Annotated in this window: 21 protein-coding genes; 3 read left to right on the top strand and 18 right to left on the bottom strand. The window is 57.8% G+C overall.

Translation table 11 applies throughout. From position 1 onward, the window contains the following. Positions 1-109: 109 nt before the first annotated feature. The 5 genes from FPJ27_RS08240 to FPJ27_RS08220 all read right to left on the bottom strand — a co-directional run bounded on the left by FPJ27_RS08240 (position 110) and on the right by FPJ27_RS08220 (position 5,544). Entirely contained in the window at positions 110-748 is a 639-nt protein-coding gene (locus FPJ27_RS08240; protein WP_239483266.1) for a ribonuclease H-like domain-containing protein, read from the bottom strand. Continuing rightward, positions 745-1,134, bottom strand: a complete 390-nt coding sequence (locus FPJ27_RS08235; RefSeq protein WP_204422575.1) for an endonuclease domain-containing protein — start codon at positions 1,132-1,134, stop codon at positions 745-747. Before FPJ27_RS08235 ends, FPJ27_RS08240 begins: the two co-directional genes overlap by 4 nt. Further along, complete coding sequence (locus tag FPJ27_RS08230) at positions 1,106-1,975, bottom strand: phosphodiesterase (RefSeq protein ID WP_239483265.1); 870 nt, start codon at positions 1,973-1,975, stop codon at positions 1,106-1,108. Before FPJ27_RS08230 ends, FPJ27_RS08235 begins: the two co-directional genes overlap by 29 nt. A gap of 378 nt (positions 1,976-2,353) precedes the next feature. Beyond that, positions 2,354-3,184, bottom strand: a complete 831-nt coding sequence (locus FPJ27_RS08225) for a hypothetical protein (RefSeq protein WP_204422574.1) — start codon at positions 3,182-3,184, stop codon at positions 2,354-2,356. Positions 3,185-3,204: 20 nt separating this feature from the next. Next, complete coding sequence (locus FPJ27_RS08220) at positions 3,205-5,544, bottom strand: DNA polymerase (protein ID WP_204422573.1); 2,340 nt, start codon at positions 5,542-5,544, stop codon at positions 3,205-3,207. Between the two features lie 184 nt (positions 5,545-5,728). On the opposite strand from FPJ27_RS08220, the gene FPJ27_RS08215 reads away from it, so the two are divergent. After that, positions 5,729-7,054 (top strand): IS256 family transposase, encoded by a 1,326-nt coding sequence (locus FPJ27_RS08215; protein ID WP_239483157.1) that lies wholly within the window; start codon positions 5,729-5,731, stop codon positions 7,052-7,054. Here FPJ27_RS08215 and FPJ27_RS08210 read toward each other — a convergent pair. The 13 genes from FPJ27_RS08210 to FPJ27_RS08150 all read right to left on the bottom strand — a co-directional run bounded on the left by FPJ27_RS08210 (position 6,996) and on the right by FPJ27_RS08150 (position 14,979). Then, positions 6,996-7,592, bottom strand: a complete 597-nt coding sequence (locus tag FPJ27_RS08210) for a metal-dependent phosphohydrolase (protein WP_239483264.1) — start codon at positions 7,590-7,592, stop codon at positions 6,996-6,998. The genes FPJ27_RS08215 and FPJ27_RS08210 overlap by 59 nt on opposite strands. Then, on the bottom strand, positions 7,589-8,548 hold the full coding sequence (locus tag FPJ27_RS08205; protein ID WP_204422572.1) for an ATP-dependent DNA ligase: 960 nt from the start codon (positions 8,546-8,548) through the stop codon (positions 7,589-7,591). The genes FPJ27_RS08210 and FPJ27_RS08205 overlap by 4 nt, the downstream gene beginning before the upstream one ends. A 401-nt stretch (positions 8,549-8,949) precedes the next feature. Beyond that, positions 8,950-9,090, bottom strand: a complete 141-nt coding sequence (locus tag FPJ27_RS08200) for a hypothetical protein (RefSeq protein ID WP_204422571.1) — start codon at positions 9,088-9,090, stop codon at positions 8,950-8,952. Further along, the gene (locus FPJ27_RS08195) at positions 9,087-10,382 is read right to left on the bottom strand and encodes an AAA family ATPase (RefSeq protein WP_204422570.1); all 1,296 of its coding nucleotides are present in this window, start codon (positions 10,380-10,382) and stop codon (positions 9,087-9,089) included. Before FPJ27_RS08195 ends, FPJ27_RS08200 begins: the two co-directional genes overlap by 4 nt. A 160-nt stretch (positions 10,383-10,542) precedes the next feature. Next, positions 10,543-11,361: a hypothetical protein gene (locus tag FPJ27_RS36355; protein WP_239483263.1), complete on the bottom strand. Its 819-nt coding sequence runs from the start codon at positions 11,359-11,361 to the stop codon at positions 10,543-10,545. 13 nt (positions 11,362-11,374) lie between these two features. Next, complete coding sequence (locus FPJ27_RS08185; protein ID WP_175960154.1) at positions 11,375-11,581, bottom strand: transmembrane Fragile-X-F family protein; 207 nt, start codon at positions 11,579-11,581, stop codon at positions 11,375-11,377. Next, positions 11,578-11,865 carry a hypothetical protein gene (locus FPJ27_RS08180; RefSeq protein ID WP_204422569.1) on the bottom strand — a complete coding sequence of 96 codons (288 nt, stop codon included), beginning with the start codon at positions 11,863-11,865 and terminating at the stop codon, positions 11,578-11,580. The genes FPJ27_RS08185 and FPJ27_RS08180 overlap by 4 nt, the downstream gene beginning before the upstream one ends. Positions 11,866-12,035: 170 nt before the next feature. Continuing rightward, on the bottom strand, positions 12,036-12,422 hold the full coding sequence (locus FPJ27_RS08175) for a hypothetical protein (RefSeq protein WP_204422568.1): 387 nt from the start codon (positions 12,420-12,422) through the stop codon (positions 12,036-12,038). 298 nt (positions 12,423-12,720) lie between these two features. Beyond that, on the bottom strand, positions 12,721-13,149 hold the full coding sequence (locus tag FPJ27_RS36350) for a hypothetical protein (RefSeq protein WP_239483262.1): 429 nt from the start codon (positions 13,147-13,149) through the stop codon (positions 12,721-12,723). Further along, positions 13,149-13,946: a hypothetical protein gene (locus FPJ27_RS36345; RefSeq protein ID WP_239483261.1), complete on the bottom strand. Its 798-nt coding sequence runs from the start codon at positions 13,944-13,946 to the stop codon at positions 13,149-13,151. Before FPJ27_RS36345 ends, FPJ27_RS36350 begins: the two co-directional genes overlap by 1 nt. Before the next feature lie 301 nt (positions 13,947-14,247). Beyond that, positions 14,248-14,475, bottom strand: a complete 228-nt coding sequence (locus FPJ27_RS08160; protein ID WP_204422567.1) for a hypothetical protein — start codon at positions 14,473-14,475, stop codon at positions 14,248-14,250. Next, the gene (locus tag FPJ27_RS08155; protein ID WP_175960150.1) at positions 14,472-14,705 is read right to left on the bottom strand and encodes a hypothetical protein; all 234 of its coding nucleotides are present in this window, start codon (positions 14,703-14,705) and stop codon (positions 14,472-14,474) included. The genes FPJ27_RS08160 and FPJ27_RS08155 overlap by 4 nt, the downstream gene beginning before the upstream one ends. A gap of 97 nt (positions 14,706-14,802) precedes the next feature. Further along, positions 14,803-14,979, bottom strand: a complete 177-nt coding sequence (locus FPJ27_RS08150; protein ID WP_175960149.1) for a hypothetical protein — start codon at positions 14,977-14,979, stop codon at positions 14,803-14,805. A 434-nt stretch (positions 14,980-15,413) separates the two neighbouring features. Here FPJ27_RS08150 and FPJ27_RS08145 point away from each other — a divergent pair, with 434 nt between their 5' ends. Then, positions 15,414-16,127 carry a S24 family peptidase gene (locus FPJ27_RS08145; RefSeq protein ID WP_239483260.1) on the top strand — a complete coding sequence of 238 codons (714 nt, stop codon included), beginning with the start codon at positions 15,414-15,416 and terminating at the stop codon, positions 16,125-16,127. Positions 16,128-16,180: 53 nt separating this feature from the next. Next, positions 16,181-16,567, top strand: a complete 387-nt coding sequence (locus tag FPJ27_RS08140) for a TM2 domain-containing protein (RefSeq protein ID WP_204422566.1) — start codon at positions 16,181-16,183, stop codon at positions 16,565-16,567. Positions 16,568-16,758 lie beyond the last annotated feature (191 nt).

Below are 16,758 nucleotides of genomic sequence, written 5' to 3'. Positions count from 1 at the left end.
GCCGGCCACGGCTCCACGCGCCGCATGCTTGGCAGTGATAGCGCGGATACTGTCCGACTTTGGGTATAGCGGAGACCCTTCCGACGGACGTTTCGTACTCCCGCACCGATCACACTTCGGCCCGTCGTCCTACTGTGCTGTCGTAGTTGCCTACGTTCGGATGTCCTGTAATCCACGGCCGGAGGACGAGGTACAACTCCTCAAGACTCAACACGTCATCCGTGTTGTAGGCCCGCATTTCGGCGGCGGCTGCTGGGTTGCCTGCAAGGTATTCGCGCCAAAGTTCGAAGCCAGGGAACTGTGTGTGCTTCTGCTTTTTATGTGTCTTGCACAGCTTCGCTGTGAGCCATTCCAGCTTATTTGACGTGAACCCGAAATGCTTCCGGGCCTCCAGCATCGTATCGACAACGCGGAACGGCGACGGAGGCTGCATGCCGAGTAAGATGAACCGTGCGTTGATCTTGCGTACGTCGAATCGCACGCCGTTCTGTGCGACGACAATATCGGCTTGATCCAGCAGTTTCCACAGCTTGCGGACAATTCGCCGGTCGTCCTCCTTGTTCCGCTGCCGGCTGGTGTCGTGGTAGATCACTCGCGGATCGTCCAGCCACTTCGCGCAAAAAGACAAGATGCACCATTCGCTGTGAATCTGGTTCAGCCCGACGTTCTGTTTCCACAGGGACCACACGTAACCAAGGATCGGGGACGTTTCAATGTCCAATGACAGGATGCGGGGCTTCTTTCTCACTTGCGGGCCTCCGCCGTCTTCGCCGCGCGCCGCTTCGCTGCTTTCTTCTTTGCGGCTTCCTTCTTCTCCTCCGGCGTCTTGTGCAACGGATGGAACACGAACGACGGGAAAAGCTGGTAATGCTCGATGTAGTCGGCACACTTGCGGAGGAACGTCGGAACCGGAACGCCGCCGCCAACGCGGCCCGCCCAGTTCTCTACACGGCCCAGCACCGCATTAACCCAACGAGGAAGCGCCGCCCGCATCATCCCGGATTTGTGGCAGTGGTCGGCTACGATGTCGTCGGTAAGATGCCAACCAGTGATCGGGCATCGGTTGCCCTGTTCTTTCCGCAACTTCTCGCGGTAGTCTGCCAAGTCACCCTTGGACAATTTTCTGAAGGTCATTCAACTCCTGTGTTACGCGCGCTTCCAGGCGCTCCAAAGCACGCTCGATGTGGGGGCAGTCGGGAAATGCTTCCGCGACGTTCGCGATACTCGCTTGGGCGTCCGTACGCAGCCATAGCAGGCCCGCTTGCTCTACGAGGGCATCAGCCCATGTCGAACCGTAATGGTCGGCGTAGGCGGTCTGTACGCGGTCGTAGGCGTCCTCTTTGCTCGATACCCCAGCGAGGTACTTAATGGCTCGGGCTTCGCCGCACTGCTGGCCGAACAGCAAGGGCAAGCCTGGAATGTTGTCGGCTGTGTCGCCCTGGAGCATTTGCAGGTAGAACCACTTAAGGCCGTACTGCAATCCATCCGTGCCGATCACGTCGAACTCGCCGCGCGGAACCTTCGTTAGCTCCCAGGTCATCCAATTGATGTGCAGACCCGGAAGCATTCGCATGTCCTTGTCTCGCGTCGATATAGCAATGTCCGCAATGCGTGAGCAATGGGCCATTCCGTCATCAGCCTCCCGCGTTACCCAGACTTTCGGGCGGAAGTTCGGCCCCTCGTAATGCTCAAGGACTTCCCGGAGGAATTGCCAATTGCGCGGCTTGCGCTTGTGGCGTTGCCCTTGATACGGCTTCACGGTCGCGATGAGAAACCGGTGCGCTTTCGTGCAGCCGCTCGCGGATAGGTGGACAACGACTGATTCCGATCCGGTGCGGAGGCGCGTTGTCTCGATGCGATCGAACGCGTTGCGCCGAGCCATCCCCGGCTGTGTGTCCTCACCGCCTGCCGCAAAGTAGGCTAGATAGTCGCCGTCCAGGTGGAGGACACGCCCCAGCTCGACGGGCGGGAACATCCCCGCCCCGGATTGAGGACATTCCGCCGCCGCACGCGCTATCTTTGCGCGTAGAGCCTCATTCATACACTACGCTGGGTCGAACCACAGCACAGAACTCGTGCCACTGTTCGATGGTCGCGACCTCTCGTGCATGGTGGTCTACGAACACTGCGGCATTCTCTCGGAGTCCGCACAGGCGCCGGATTTCCCAGAATGTGACGAACCGTACACGGTCGCCCTGCAACCCATGCCCTTTGAGGATGTGACACATGTAGTCGCGCTCTGCGCGATGTCCGCATACGACAAACACACGCTTACCGTTTGCAAGCTGGCACACCACCCGCATTAACATGCGGGTGGTGCGCCCAGTGCCACGGTCGGGATACGCGTGGAGGCTCAACCGATAGCGGCCAGCGGGTCGGCTGCTGCTTCGTTCTCCGGCGTGTCGCGCTCCGGAGTTTCCGCATCCGGGAGGTCCGGCTCTTGGCCGCCAGCGGCAACTACCGCCGCAAGCGGGTGCGCCTTCCAGTTCTTCGCGGACATGATCTTTTCTTGGATCACGTTCTTCGAGCGCTCCGGGCTGACCACCTCTCCCGTCTTTTCGTCCTTGCGCTCCGGATACTTGCCCTCGATGTGGATCGAGTTCCACATTTCCAAGTCGGCAACGTCCCAGATGAACGCCTTTACGTCCGTGAGCGCTGCTGCGACTTCGACCAGGACCGGCTTACCCGACAGCGGGTCTTGCACAGTCGTGCCCTTGACGTTGTAGCCGTTCGGCCCGCGCAGATTTGCATACGTGCGCTTCCCGTCCTTGCTCTTGCGGTGGAAAATCTCCACGATGAACGGCTTACCCAGCAGTTCAGCCATGTGCGTAGCCGTGCCGCCGTGCGCTGCGTTCATCGACGCAAACAGCTTGAAGAAATGCGCTTTCTCGCTAAAGCTCAGGGTCTCTTGAGCCGTGATGCGAATCGGGATCAGCGTCCCGTCTGCGGCCTTGATCGGTTCGTGATTCGGGCCGCTCAGTTCAAAGACAAGATCGACCTTTTCGCGGTCGCGCTTCTTGCCTTCGAATTCTTCCTCATGCGTGCCAAGCTCGAAATAGCCGACCAAACGTGCACGGGCAATACCCGCAGCCGGAGGCGTGTACTCGCCGCCTGCCTGTGCCTCGTTCATGTTCGGGCCGGTTTTCTTCGCTTGTGCAATTTTCGCTTTGAGGTCGTAAGTCAAATGTATAGAGTCCTTTCTAGTTAGTGAATAAAGGACGGCGTGTAGCCGCCCATGTACTGCTGTCGGAGTTCAACGCGGAATTGCTCCGCGCGTTCTTCGAAGTCGCCTGCAAAGGCGTTCTCCTCCATCATGTTGTCGCCGTGCACCGTGACACTCGGAACGGGGACCGGGATAGTCCAGCCGAAATACCACTCGATGAAGTCGGACGCGGCGAGCATGCAGGCATGAAGGAGCGCACTCGATTCGAACAAGACGGACTTGTGCGCGTCCTTATAGAGCGCGTCGTGAACTTGGTTGACGAGGAGCGCGTGGCCGTCGAAGTTCTTCCGCGCATAGAACGCACGGATCGCAAGCCACATTGCGGCCTTGGCCCACTCACCGCCCTCGCCCTGCATCTCGTAGTTCGCAATCTCAGTCGGGCTGAATGACTGCGGCATCCCACCTTGACGGATCAGCCATGCCGGCGCCGGGGTCTCGCGGTAGCTGTACACCTTGTTGTCCGGCGTAACGCTGTAGCCCTTGCCAAGCTGGCACATCAAGCCCTTTACGTCCGGATGCGGCTGGATGTTGTTGGTCGGCCGGCGCGATTGCTTGATACGTTCCGTCTTAGCCGCGTTGTACGCAGACAGTTCCGGATAGCGCTCCTCCTCCGCCTTGATAAGCGCTTGCACATCCTCAAGCGGCAGGCCAGTAGACGACGAGATACCCGCAGCGCCCGCGCCGTAGGCACGCTGGAAACTGAATTCCTTAGCCCCCTTTCGCTTCTTCTCCCATTCAGGAAGCGGAGCAATACCTCGGGATGAATCACCCTTGCATTTAAGTACCGCGTCCTCGTACTCGATGCCTTCCTTCTGTGCGACACGGACACAGTGCATGTCCAGTCCTGCACGCAAATCCTCGATAAGCTGTTTGCAGCCGGTGAGGATCGCTTGAATGAAAATTTCCAACGATGTGAAGTCGGATTGAACTACTTGCCCGTCCTCACGCCAACGCGATACAAACACACTCTTAACTTGCGACTTTCCTGCGCCGGACACGTTCTGCAAGTTCGGGTCAGACGAGGAGAACCGCCCCGTAACCGTGTTGGTGTGATTGATCTTGTGGTGGATGATGCTGTCACCGCCGACGAGAGTAAGCATCCCCTTCTGCTCGCCCGTCTTTTCGTCAGTGGTCACGTAGTACGTGCAAAGGTCTTTACCCAGCTTCGCTACGTTCGCAAGCGTCTTGAGGAAAGGGATATCCCGGTTCCCCAGTGCTTCGATAACGTCGCTCGACACGCTGTACAGCCCCGGCGTACTGCTAGCCCAAATCTCATCCGGCGACGTGTACCCTGGGAACTTGTAGAAGAAGTCCCGTATAGCCGTTTTCGGCCCGCGATCCAGGTCCGGAACCTTGACCTTTTTTGTTCTAATCTCCCCGGCGTTCTTCCCACTCGCAAAGCGGATGGGTTCGGGCGGATGATCCAACGCGTACCAGTCGGAAACAGGCATCATTTCCGGTTCGGACTTCCCGTCTACTACGCGGGACTTGTGCTTTAGATACAGATACTCCACGTCCTTCTGGAAATACTGGAGGTTCCCCGCATCGTCCAGCGTCTCCGTGCGTTTCTGGTACTTGACCGTACCGCCGAAGATCAGCGGCGAGAGGTGATAACGGTTGCTCCAGTTGAATGCAAAAGGGCAATCGTCCGGAAGGTATGCACGCAGTTCCGCAGTGATTGCGGCCAAGCGCTCCTCAAGCTCTGCCGCGAGCCGTAGGCCAAGCGCCTTGTCTACGTACATCCCGTTGCGTTCCATCTCGACGGTACACAACAGGCTCCCCATGTTGAGGAGGATCGACTTAACTTGTCCGGTCTTGCGAGCCTTGGCAAGCTGCCCAAGGAAAATCTTTTCCGTGTTGCCGATATCGCCCAAGCCCGACTCATCGCCGCAGAGGTATCGAAGGAGCAAATCCTTATCGATGTCCGGCGTATCTACGCCAGCCTCCCAGAGCGCTTTAACCTCATCGATCTTGACGTTACCGCCGTAGGACACGACCATCTCGTCCATAGACAGCATGTGCGAGGTCGGCTCCATGCCGCGTAGCAGGTACTCGGCAAGCTGGCAGTCCCAGACGTTCCCGCCGCGCGCTACGAACTCCATCCACGCATCCAAGTTCTGCGGCTCGCGCAACGCATGCAGCAAGTCGAACTTGATGTTTTGACCGACAAGTAGCGTCGTGTCCTTGAGGAGTTTCGTGAACCAGTCGAACGGGCGCTTTCCCCGCCCGAAGTAATCTGCCGTGGTGTCCCCGCCCTTGCGCTTCCAGCCGGAGACCACAACGAAATTTTCAGGGTGAAACGGAGACGCCTTACGCTTCATGTAGGCTTTAATCGTGGTCTCCGTGTCCCACACGCAATACGTTATGTCAGCCCTCCTTGGTTAGTTCTTCGTAGCGGGCGAGGAATACTGTCCGCGCTACGGCCGGATTGAATGGAGCTATCGTTGAAAGTGGTGTATGCGGCGTAGGGTTGAGGCAGGAGAAGGCGGTGGCGATTGAAGGAGAATGTTGCTTCTCACGGTAACACTTCCTCAATCGAACTCCACCACCATGGCGAAACTTACGCAGGATACGAGCGGCAGTCAAACAACAGAAGCAGACATCAAGGGTACGCCCGGCCTGGACGATCTGATCCAGCAAGGGGCGCGGCGGATCATCCAGCAGGCAATCGAGGCGGAACTGGCGGCAATGCTCGAACAGTATTCGAATGTGAAGACGATCGATGGCCGGCGCGCTGTCGTGCGCAACGGGTACCTGCCAGAGCGCGAGATCGTCACGGCAGTCGGTCCGGTGCCCGTTCAGGTGCCGAAGGTCCGCGATCGTTCGGGCTCCGGCATCAAGTTCAATTCGACGATCGTGCCGCCCTATGTGCGCAAGTCGCCGCGCGTGTCATCGTCGCTGCCGTGGCTGTACCTGCGAGGAGTCTCAACCGGCGACATGGGCGACGCACTGTCCGAGCTGCTCGGCGAACAGGCTAAAGGGCTGTCAGCGAGCGTCGTGAGCCGCCTGAAGGCCGCCTGGTCAGAAGAGTACGAGAAGTGGAACAAGCGCGACCTGTCCACCTCGCGCTGGGTCTACTGGTGGGCCGACGGCATCCATACGCAAGCCCGCGCAGAGGATTCGGACGGGCAGTGCCTGCTGGTGATCATCGGCGTGAAACCGGACGGCAGCAAGGAGCGCGTGGCGCTCAACGACGGCTATCGCGAATCGAAGGAATCCTGGAAAGAGCTGCTGCTCGATCTGAAGAAACGAGGTCTGCAGGCGCCGCCGCTGCTTGCCGTCGGCGATGGCGCGATGGGGCTGTGGGCGGCGCTTGAAGAGGTGTTCCCGCAGACACGGCACCAGCGCTGCTGGTTTCACAAGATCGGCAACATACTCAACGTCATGCCCAAATCGCAGCACGGCAAGGCCAAGGTTGCGCTCGCCGAGATCTGGAATGCCGCGACAAGAGCCGACGCAATCGCCGCGTTCAACCAGTTCGTCGACACGTACGCGGCCAAGTACCCAAAGGCCGTCGAGAAGCTCACGAAAGACCGCGACGCACTGCTCGCGTTCTACGACTTCCCGGCCGAACACTGGCAGCACGTGCGGACCACGAATCCGATTGAATCGACGTTCGCGACGGTGCGCCACCGCACGAGCCGCACGCGCAACTGTCTGTCGCGCTCGACCTTCCTCGCGATGGCGTTCAAGCTGATCGAAGCGGCCGAGCAGACCTGGAGGAAGATCCGCGGCGTCGACAGGATCGAACCGCTTCTGAAGGGCATTCCCTTCAAGGACGGCACCCCGGTGATGGAAAGCACACCGGCTCCTCAAGCGCTAGCCGCCTGATCATGCCGCCCGACCCGCGTACACCAGTCTTGACGATTGCTCGATTGAATGTTGGAAGCGGTACCGCACCCGTCGCCGCAATACCTTTGGTCCACGACCATGCAACCGAATCTGTCACGCGGTAGCAGTCGATAGGCTCCGGCATGAAGTCGCGACGCTCAGTGACCAACACGCGCAAGTCCGCCTCTTTGATTGACGGATGCAGCGGAAACGGCAATCCGAAACGCTCCAGAATCGCGCGCTCTACCCGCTGCTCAATCGCCTTGTAGTCCGGAAGAAGCTGCTTAAGCGGACTCGACACATCGCCCAAGTACGCCTCCGACGCGTCATGCAGTAGCCCTTGCAAGGCGAACTCTTGGGGAACGAGATAGGACACAAGCACGCTATGCTGTGCGACGCTGTAGAACTGCTTCGTATGTCCGGTGAATCGGCAGATACGTGACAGCGCCGTAGCGATGTCCTCAATTACGATGCTGTCCGGATCAGGCGACAGAAAGTCGAAGTAGCGCCCGCTCACCGTGAGGATTGCGGGTGTCAACCCATGTCCTCCGGATGGCGGAAGCCGATGAAAACGGGATGACGTGGGGCGTCTACCGTGCCGTGGTCGAAGTGTTTGAACTTAACTAGCCGACCAATAAGACTCTCCCGGTCTTGCCAGTAATCCCGCCGCTGTGCAGCGGTGAAGCCTGTCCCAATACTGAACACGACGGATGGGGAGTCGGGGACGCGTGAATCCACCGGCATAGCGACGCGTAGCGCGCCCAAAGTGCCCTTACCGACCAAACCGGCTTGTGCCGTGCTGCGCTCCGTTCGGCCTGCCGCGTTGCGTGTCGCCTCGTTTGCATTGTGCATTTCCTCCTCGAAGCCGACGATTACTGCCTCGCCGTCTACGAACCGCTTAACCTTGACGAGACCACCCTCGCGCTCCGTGCTGCGTCCGCACTTGTACGTACTGTCATGGGCGCGGATCATCATTCCTTCGTAGCCGTCTGCGAGGAATCGCGCCTCCAATTTGTTCAAGTCCTCATGGCTAACGCAGAGGTGTTGCGGAACAGCACGGATACGCGTAGCGCCGGCTACTGCACACTTCATAAGCCGCGCCTCTACTACGTCGCTGCGCGACCAGTACTCACAAGGGCCGCCGTCTACGTTCGACGCGTTTACCGGCACCCAGTCGAACACCCAAAACGTAAAGTCCGGTTCCGCGCTCTTGCTCATGACGCCGCTAGTGGTCTGCTGCATCACGTTAGGGTCATTCGGATTGCCTACAACAAGCTCACCGTCCAGTCCCTCCAGAAAGTCCGCGTATGCTGCCGCATACTCCTGCACTACCGGATTCGGGATCGGCTTGAGTGAGCGGCTGTATGCCACACCGCCGAAGAACACGCAGCGGATACCGTCAATCTTGGGCGAGGCCCATACCGGGAACTTGATAAGTTCCGGCTTCGTCAGGGCCGCAGCCAGATTCGGCTTAAACCCGGTTGGAATCGTCATCGAACTCCGTTAGTTGTTGGATCATTTCCCAGACGAGGAACCCAGTGCCTCCCACCATCCAAGGCAGTTGAATCACTAGGCAGATACAGCCGATGAGTTCGACTAAGCGAGACAGAGCCATTCCCGAACGCGCTGGAACTTCGGCGCGAACCATTCGAGGAACGGGCCAAGCCAGTGCGGAAGCTCATAGAAGTCCGTGCGGTTTAGGTACTGCCATCGAACCGCGTATCGTTTCTCGGAGTCGGAAGTAACAGGCACAGCGAACACCGGATACATTGTTTCCGAGTGCGCACCGAATTTCCCCTCCGAAGTGACGCGTACAAACGTACCTCGCCGCAGCCAATGAACAGGCCCGCCTTTTACGTCGTGGTCGTTCTTCTGCGTTTTGACGACCCCGTACTTCACTTAATCTCCAGGTCGATCACTTCGCCGCCTAGCGACTGCGCGATGTTGTCTACCCCGATACGGATGATTTCTTGCTCCTCCGCGTAGTCGTTATGGTCGTCATGCTGAATCGTCACGTAGATTTTCGTTTCCTTCATGCAGTCTCCACAGGCATAAGCAGGCGGCCACGTTCGCCGTCGAACATGACTTCTGCTTGGGGTGATTGGGGAGCGCCTTGTCGGCGCAGTTTGTTTTTCGTCATGCCGATCCAGCGCGACGATGCGTAGAAAGGATCGTTCGACGCGCCGAGCGTGATAATTGCGTCACCTGCGCCCTGCTTGCCAGTCTTGCTGTCCTTGAGCATGGGAAGCGTCGGAAACTGCAAGCCATCACCGTCTGCTGAAATTTGAGACGTGGCGATAAATGGCGCGTCGTACTTCACTCCCATCAGCCGCCCCCACTGGTACTGGGCCTCAAGTAGCTGGTCCGTTCGCTGCCCGCCGTTCAATACCTGCCCTCCAAACTTGACGTTATCGAGCATGTCCCCGACGATCAAACCGGGACGGCAACGACGGAAAATGTCCTCGACTTCGTAGCTCCAGAAGTCGTGAACATCCATGACACGAATAACGTCCGTCCCTCCCACCGCCTCCGCGTATTTGTCCTTGAGCGTGCCGTTATTCGACATACGGATGAGATCGCCGACCGTCGCATTCAAAGCGCTCTGATAGACACGTTGGACGATGCGCTTTCCTGGTCCCTCGTTGTTCAGCCACAGCACGCAACGCCCGTGATTCGGGCCGTAGTAGTCATCGAACTGGCTTGCCATGTAAGTAATCTCTGACGACACGAATGTCGTCTTACCCTTATCGGGTCGGCCAGCGAGAATTACGAAGTCGCCAGGGCGAAGCGGACGCATCACCGTATTGAGACAGTCAAGCCGCCAGTGCAGCCCTCTATCGTCCTTGTCATCCAGTAGGATCGAATCGATGTCATCGGACACCCACGGAACACGCACCTTGCGATTCGTGTTCTGCTCGAACCGCTCTATCTCGTCACGGAGCGACACATAGAGGTCAAGCTCATCGCCGTTGTTGTATTTCTCGATCAGCGACGTAACGCGGTTCGCGGTCTCCGCCGCTACTAAGCGCTCCATGATTCCCGCCTCTAGCGACGGATCGCAGTCCTCGTTGAGGACACGCCCCAGCAACGCACGGTACAGCCCAAGTTGCTCCGGTGTGAGCGTCGGGTGCGCGAACGTCCCGAACCACAACATGAACGGTTCAAGCTCGATCCGCTGCTGCTCGGGAAACTCGGTGAAGAACTTCCGGTAATCGCCAAGGATGACGACAGACTTTGCTTCCAGTGCTGCTGTTGGTACTGCTTTCGCCAGCCTCTCGTAACGCTCGCGGTACTTGAGAAGCTGGAGGAGTGTTACCTCGATGCTCAAGCGTTAGCGATACCATTCAATGCTTGGGCGATGCTCTCTGCCTGCCCTGTTGTGAAGCATTCACAAACAATCTCGAACTCTCCTTTGGGCCAATCAAGAGGCTTTGCCGTATCGACAACGGTAGCCACAAAGCAACAATGTCCGGACTGGGATTCGGGAACTACTTGGTAGCGCGCCGCGCTATTAGACATGCGATTTCCTCCCGTTGTAACAGCTTGGGGTCTTTACTCGAAACTACGTTGCGCGCGGCAATGCCGTATGCTCGTAGCTGCTTGATAATCTTTGCCGCGTTCGTCTGCCCTGCCTTATCCGGGTCCAGCCATACCGCGACCGGCTTACCCGAACGGATCAACTCCGCTGCAATCCAGTCGGATATCTTCGTCCCCAGCAGACACCATCCCACTACGCCGCCGCGCGTCGCGACCTTGTACGCGGAAAGCAAATCCTCCGTAAGCACGATCAACGGCCCGTCGCCGTACCGTGCGACGAGTCGCCGTTTATCAACGTGCGGGTTGAGGTACTTTCGGGGATTCGTCTTATCGAGCGTCCGGGCCTGCCAGTACATGACCTCACCCAGCTCGTCGCGGACTGGCAAAACGACACGCTGCATGCGTGGATTCCAGTAGAAGCCGAGCGCTTCAATTTCCTGGTTCGCAATGCCCGCTTTGTAGAGCCACACACGGGCCTCTAGCGGCCACGCTGACGGGTTCTTTTCTGCGGGAAGGGGCAAGGCTGGACTAGCGGCTACGGCCTCCTCTGCGGCCTGTATTCGACGCAGGCGGGCAAGCCTTTCCGTGAGGCTTTCGGCCGGACGTGGAACCCAGCCCTTGTATGCACACCTATGACAGTAGGCGGCCCAGCCGTCCCGCTTATGGTTGATGTGCAGGCAATCGCCGGGGCCGCAATCGTGCGGAATCTTTCTACTGCCTCCCTCGGGAAGGGATTGGGCGTGCTGCAACCATTCTTTCGATTCCAGCACGCAACCTCCTACGTTATTTCTTCTTCAGCCCGTCCCGAATTGCGTTCAACGTGCCTCCGGCGCCCAAGACGAAGAGTCCGGCCACAATCGCGATAGCGAGAACCGCGAATCCGATCCAAAGCGGCATCGTGACCCACCACCACGACCACGCAGCGACGACACCAATCCCCGCCAGCTTCAACGCGAGGAGAATGAGGAAAATGCACGGCAACAGCTTCAAAGCGTTGCTCCGTGCGAAATTGCCTCGATGAGCGCCGTTCGCTTCACAGCATCCGCCGCCCGTGCCGCTTCGTCCGCCCGCGATTCCGCCTCGATGCCCGCCGCCTTGTGGTAGCGGGTGAGGTCCTCGTATTGCCATACTCGCTTATCCGCTCGTTCGATCAACTTGCGGAGGTTCGCGACGTGAATTGCGATCAGGGCCGCATGGATGCGGGTGGCGATTCGGACGCTGACGCCCTTAGTTGCTTCGAATGCCGCCAACAGGGCGGCCGTAAGTTTGTGCATGTGGTCTCCTTAAGCGCGAATTTCTACTGAGGTGATTTCATCTTTGTCGAATCGGGCTATCTCGACGTAAGCGGCATCCTCTAATACAACGTCACTTCGCCAGCTTTCGGCGACGCGCTCCACGCCCGTAAAGTCCTCTGTCGTGAAGTCTCGTTTGTGTACGCGGACGTTCACTCGATACCTGCCAGCGGATCAACCGGTGCGTGTTCGCCCGTGCCCTGCTTCACCTCAGCTTCCGGCGCGGGAGTCTCCCGAACTTCCTCACCGATGCCGACGATATCGCCCGGACGGATCGTTACGATTTCCTCATCCGCGCCGCTGCCCTTGATGACCTTGATTCCCTTCCCCTTGTCCGTATCGAACACGGAGCGCACTTCACCGTGATAGACGCCGCGCGACTCGCCGCGACCGTAGTTGAAGTTGATCACGTCGCCTTGCTTGAGCGATTCGAGACGAGCGGCGGCCTTCTCTTGTGCTTCCAGTGCATCGGCTTTCGCCGTGTAGTCTGCGGCCTTGCTGCGGTATTCCGCGATACGTTCCGCAATGGTCTTTGCCATGTAGTCCTTATTAGTTTGAGGTTAGCGACAGGTAGCCTTACCGGGAGTCGTCACGATGCACGCCGACCAAGTACGGCTCAGGTCATACGCACATCCGGTAATTGCCCCGCCCATGAACGCCGCAAAGCACACGGCGTAGAAAACGAATTTCAATCCTTGCGGACCCAGATTACGCGTTCATCCGCGCAACCCAAGGGAAGCTCCATACACAAGCCCCCGTCACGATCGCCCACGCAGCCATCGCACCCGCTCGTCTCAGGCTCGGCCACATACTCCACGCCGTCAATTTCGGCCGACTTCACGCAGCCTCCTTTACGAGGATATCGCCCGGATCGTTGTGCGGCTCATCGCTCGCCTTCCCGTTCGCGTACCGCGTCACGACATTCCCCGTGGACGGGTTCAACAGAACGAGTTGGCAATGCGGCTTTGCTTCCGGCGAATACGCGATGAACTTGACATCGCAGCCGGAGCGGAACTTGAGCGGCTTTCCGGTCATCGCGGCGAGGAGGTCGAAACCAGGTTTCTCCCCCTGCTCGATCAACTCGTAACGAGTGGTCATGCGCGCATGACTCGGGTATCGGCTTCGAAACTCCGCAAAACCGATGTAGCTGCCGCATCCGGACACACGATCAACCGTGTAGGTTGCGCCGATGATGGGACCGTCCCCGCCGCTCCACGTCTCGCGGGTCTCGCTTACGTTTCGTACTTTGTCGCCAACCTTAAACATCACGCGGCCTCCTTGTAGTCGATCACGCGCACTTCTTGCTCCACCTTCACGGTGCGAACCACCTTGACCTCGACAATCTCGTAGACGCTACCCGGCGTGTAGCGCGAGACTGCTTGCTCTGCTGCCTCTTGCGAAGCGAACGGAATGCCGCGAACTTCACGGAGTGCGGTCCCGTGCTTACGGATGCGGAATTCGGGAGCGGGTTCGGGTTGTTGCTGCTCTGCTGCGTTCGTTTCGAGGCGGTCTGCGTCGATAATGCCGACGATGCCGTCGTGAGTCTTTACGCGATACGCCGCCGGCGAACCACCGAGCGATTCGACAAACTCGACCACAACGCCTTTGCCCCAATTCTCGGCCGGATGGAAGCCGTCATAGACAATACGAAGCTTGTCACCCGCTTTGATTGCGACGGCCTTCTCGACCAGCTCGAAGTGGAACATGCGGAACCCGTAGTTTTCGGTCTCCGTTTCGCCTTGCATGATCGGGTCTCCCTTGTAATCAAAGCGCTCGACAACGAGGCAGTCGGGATTCATCCCCTTCCGGACATAGAAGTCCCGCAGTAGGTGGGTGTCCTTGATGCGGACCGTATCCCCAACGTTGATTTTCTTCTCCTGAACAGGCTTGAAGCGACTCGACAGGAACCGCCCGCCGACTGTGTTCGGATGCTTCACCTCCTTCAACACAACCCATCCACCGTCCGCGCTTTCAATGGTGTATTTCTCGCCCTGAACAACACCGCCGTAGGTTGCCGTGCTGACACATTCCACCGTCTGACCTGCCGTAAATTGCTTGCTCATATTCGGATCGTTCCCTGAGTTAAAAGTAGTCCTAACCTGTACAGTGAAATGAAACGCGTGCCTTACTGTCCTCGTACCGTCACGTCGGCTGAGTTACTGGTGATCGCTTCCAACTGAATCCAACGCCCATCGTTCGTCTTGACCAAGCAGCCTGTAGACCAATCGAATGATGTAGGCAAGCCGGAAAGGCTCCGGTATGTCTTGCACGCGCTATACGCGTTGTATTGAATGCCTGCCGCGATGCAGACCATAATCGCGGCAATGCCTAGAATCAGGCTTCCGAAAAACTTAAGGTCGTCCATCAGTGCCCCGCATGTACCACGGAGTAGCCCGCTTGAATGCGCCCCGCGACGGTGCCGCGCAACGACTTTGTTCGATACGAGACGAACGGCTTGGGTTCGCGGCAGTTCCGCAGTGCGGCCCAGCGGTCCCAACGATGTCCGTCAATCTGGATCGTTTCCGAAGCTTCGTGAAACGAGACCGTAGCGCCTGCTACGTGTGCTTCCTTGAGTGCGGCGCGTTGGTTCATGCGGCGCGTGCCTTGCAGGAGATATCGAAACCTGCACCGCGACCCAGCGTCGAACCGCGACGAACACCGCCGTTGAACGGCATACGATTGTCCGGGCCGATGTGGAAGAACGCCCGCTGCGTGTTGCGGCGGTTGCCAACAACCACCTTCTTTGCTTCCGGATTTTCGTTGAGGAAGCGGCCAACGGTGTGCGTGCGGTTCATGTCCAGCGGTTTGCGGATTTGCGTCATCTTGTAGTCCTAAGTTGATTCGTGAAAGTCGTGCGTCTGCAAATGAAAAGCCCGCGCTAACTACTCGCGGGCCTCTCCGTGTGCTGCTCTGCGTAGATCAGTTGAGGAGTTTCTTCCTCCATGCTGCCCCTGCTTTACGCAGTTCTTCGATACTGCTCAACCGGTTCGCCTGATGCGGCCGGCCCTCGTTACGGTTCTCCTCGTAAGGTTCGCGGCTGGTCTCCGCCGTCGTGTGGTTATCCCGGCCTACGTACTTCGGAATGTGTTCGGTCATACGCTCTCGTTTTGTTCGGTTGATGGAACAGGCTCGCCGGAACCTGCTCTACGAACCGAAGTTCGTGCCGGGTGTGTTGTCTGTATCCCGGCGTCGCATTGTTCCGTGGCGTACCGCTGTGCCTTGGATTCCCTCCGCGACTCCGACTCTTTATCCCGTTCTCGCCTCCGTAGAGGACTTACGCGCCGGGCTGGTAGGCCGTAACCGTGTCGCCGCACCTGTCGTAAACAGGCACTTACAAATCTACCTAAAATTGTACAGACGCAACTAAATCTGCTAAAATTTATTCCAATTTCGGTAGGTCATCGCTGACCACGGAACGAACTTTACCGACTTCTGTACATGCAATCTACTTGTAATTTTGCATCGTCAGCTATTTGTCAGTAGATTTTGACTATAATTTAGTAGAATCAACAGCTTGCAAGGGTCAGACCATGTACAACGAATCAGCAGAGTCCAACCAAGTTAAGGAGAATGCTCCAAATTCGGTAGATTCCGTAGCCGAGTTCGAAGTGTTCTTTGCTCGACTCCGGCAGGCGATCGGCACGGACGACCTGTACGGATGGGGCAAATCACGCGGCTTTCCGCGACAGACGCTTTACAACATGGTGAGCGGCCAGAAGATTCCGGGCCTTGAGACGCTGCGCAAGTTCCGTGATGAAACCGGTAAGCCTATTGGCTGGCTGCTTGGCGAGGACGTACTTCATCCGGGTGCCCCTACCGAAAGTGGTGCAGGTCAAGTCGACGGTAAAGAGTCTGACGAGTTCGTGTACATCCCGCGCTATCCCCGCAACGGGACCAACGAGCAAGTGACAATGGCATTTCGTCGCTACTGGGTGGAGAAGTACCTCCAGGCGAACCCAGATGAGTTGATCGTGCTGCGCGTGGATGACGACGTGATGGAGGGTACGTTCAATCGGGCCGACAACATCCTCGTAAACCTGAACCCTCTTGGTCCCGTCAAGGATGGTCTGTATGCGCTATACATCAATGAAGTGATAGTCGTCCGGCGCGTCCAGGTGCTTCCGAACAACGTCATACGGGTCATGCCGGACAATCCTCGCTACCCGTCGTTTGAGACGTCGCTCGAGGAAGGTTCCGGCGTAGAGATTGCCGGTGTGCCTGTCTGGTACAGCCGGACGATTTGACAATGCGGTGTGCGCCATGTACCGTCCCTTGACATAACTAACGGGGAATTAACATGGCGCTAATCAATTGCCCGGAGTGTAAGACCTCCGTATCAGATCAAGCACGTGCATGCCCGTCCTGCGGCTATCCTATTGCAGCCTCGAACAATTACACTGAAAGTGCGAGCGCTCCGCCTCCAGTTGTTTCCGTAGCCAAATCTCGCGGAACATATATCATTCTTGGCCTGCTATTTGGCTCACTTGGCTTCCATGACTTCTACGCTGGATTTAACGTTAAAGGCGCAGTGAAGCTCGGATTATTTATTGTCGCGTTTCTTCTTGACGCTACAACAGGGTTCTATTCAAAGTTCTTCCTAATTATTGCAACGATTAACGGGCTATGGGCCTTGGGTAGCCTGTGCATGAACAAGGCCGATGCGACGGGCAAATTCATGACCTGAGCAACCCACAGTAGAATCAATGAGTTACACGCCGCATTTCACGATATAAAATACCCCACAGCTTAGGAGAGGACGAACCTCACCCGATGGGTAGGCATGCCCGATGATGCCCCAGGTACGTGCAAGGCGAACCCTGTTCATCCATAGAATACGCACGGCAGTTCTATCCGAGCGAGCGAAGCGAGCGAGGA

The organism is Burkholderia sp. MS455, assembly GCF_016899445.1.
GTDB lineage: Bacteria > Pseudomonadota > Gammaproteobacteria > Burkholderiales > Burkholderiaceae > Burkholderia > Burkholderia pyrrocinia_C.
The sequence above is the reverse complement of the archived record's forward strand: the minus strand, read 5'-3'. Positions and strand labels throughout refer to the sequence as shown.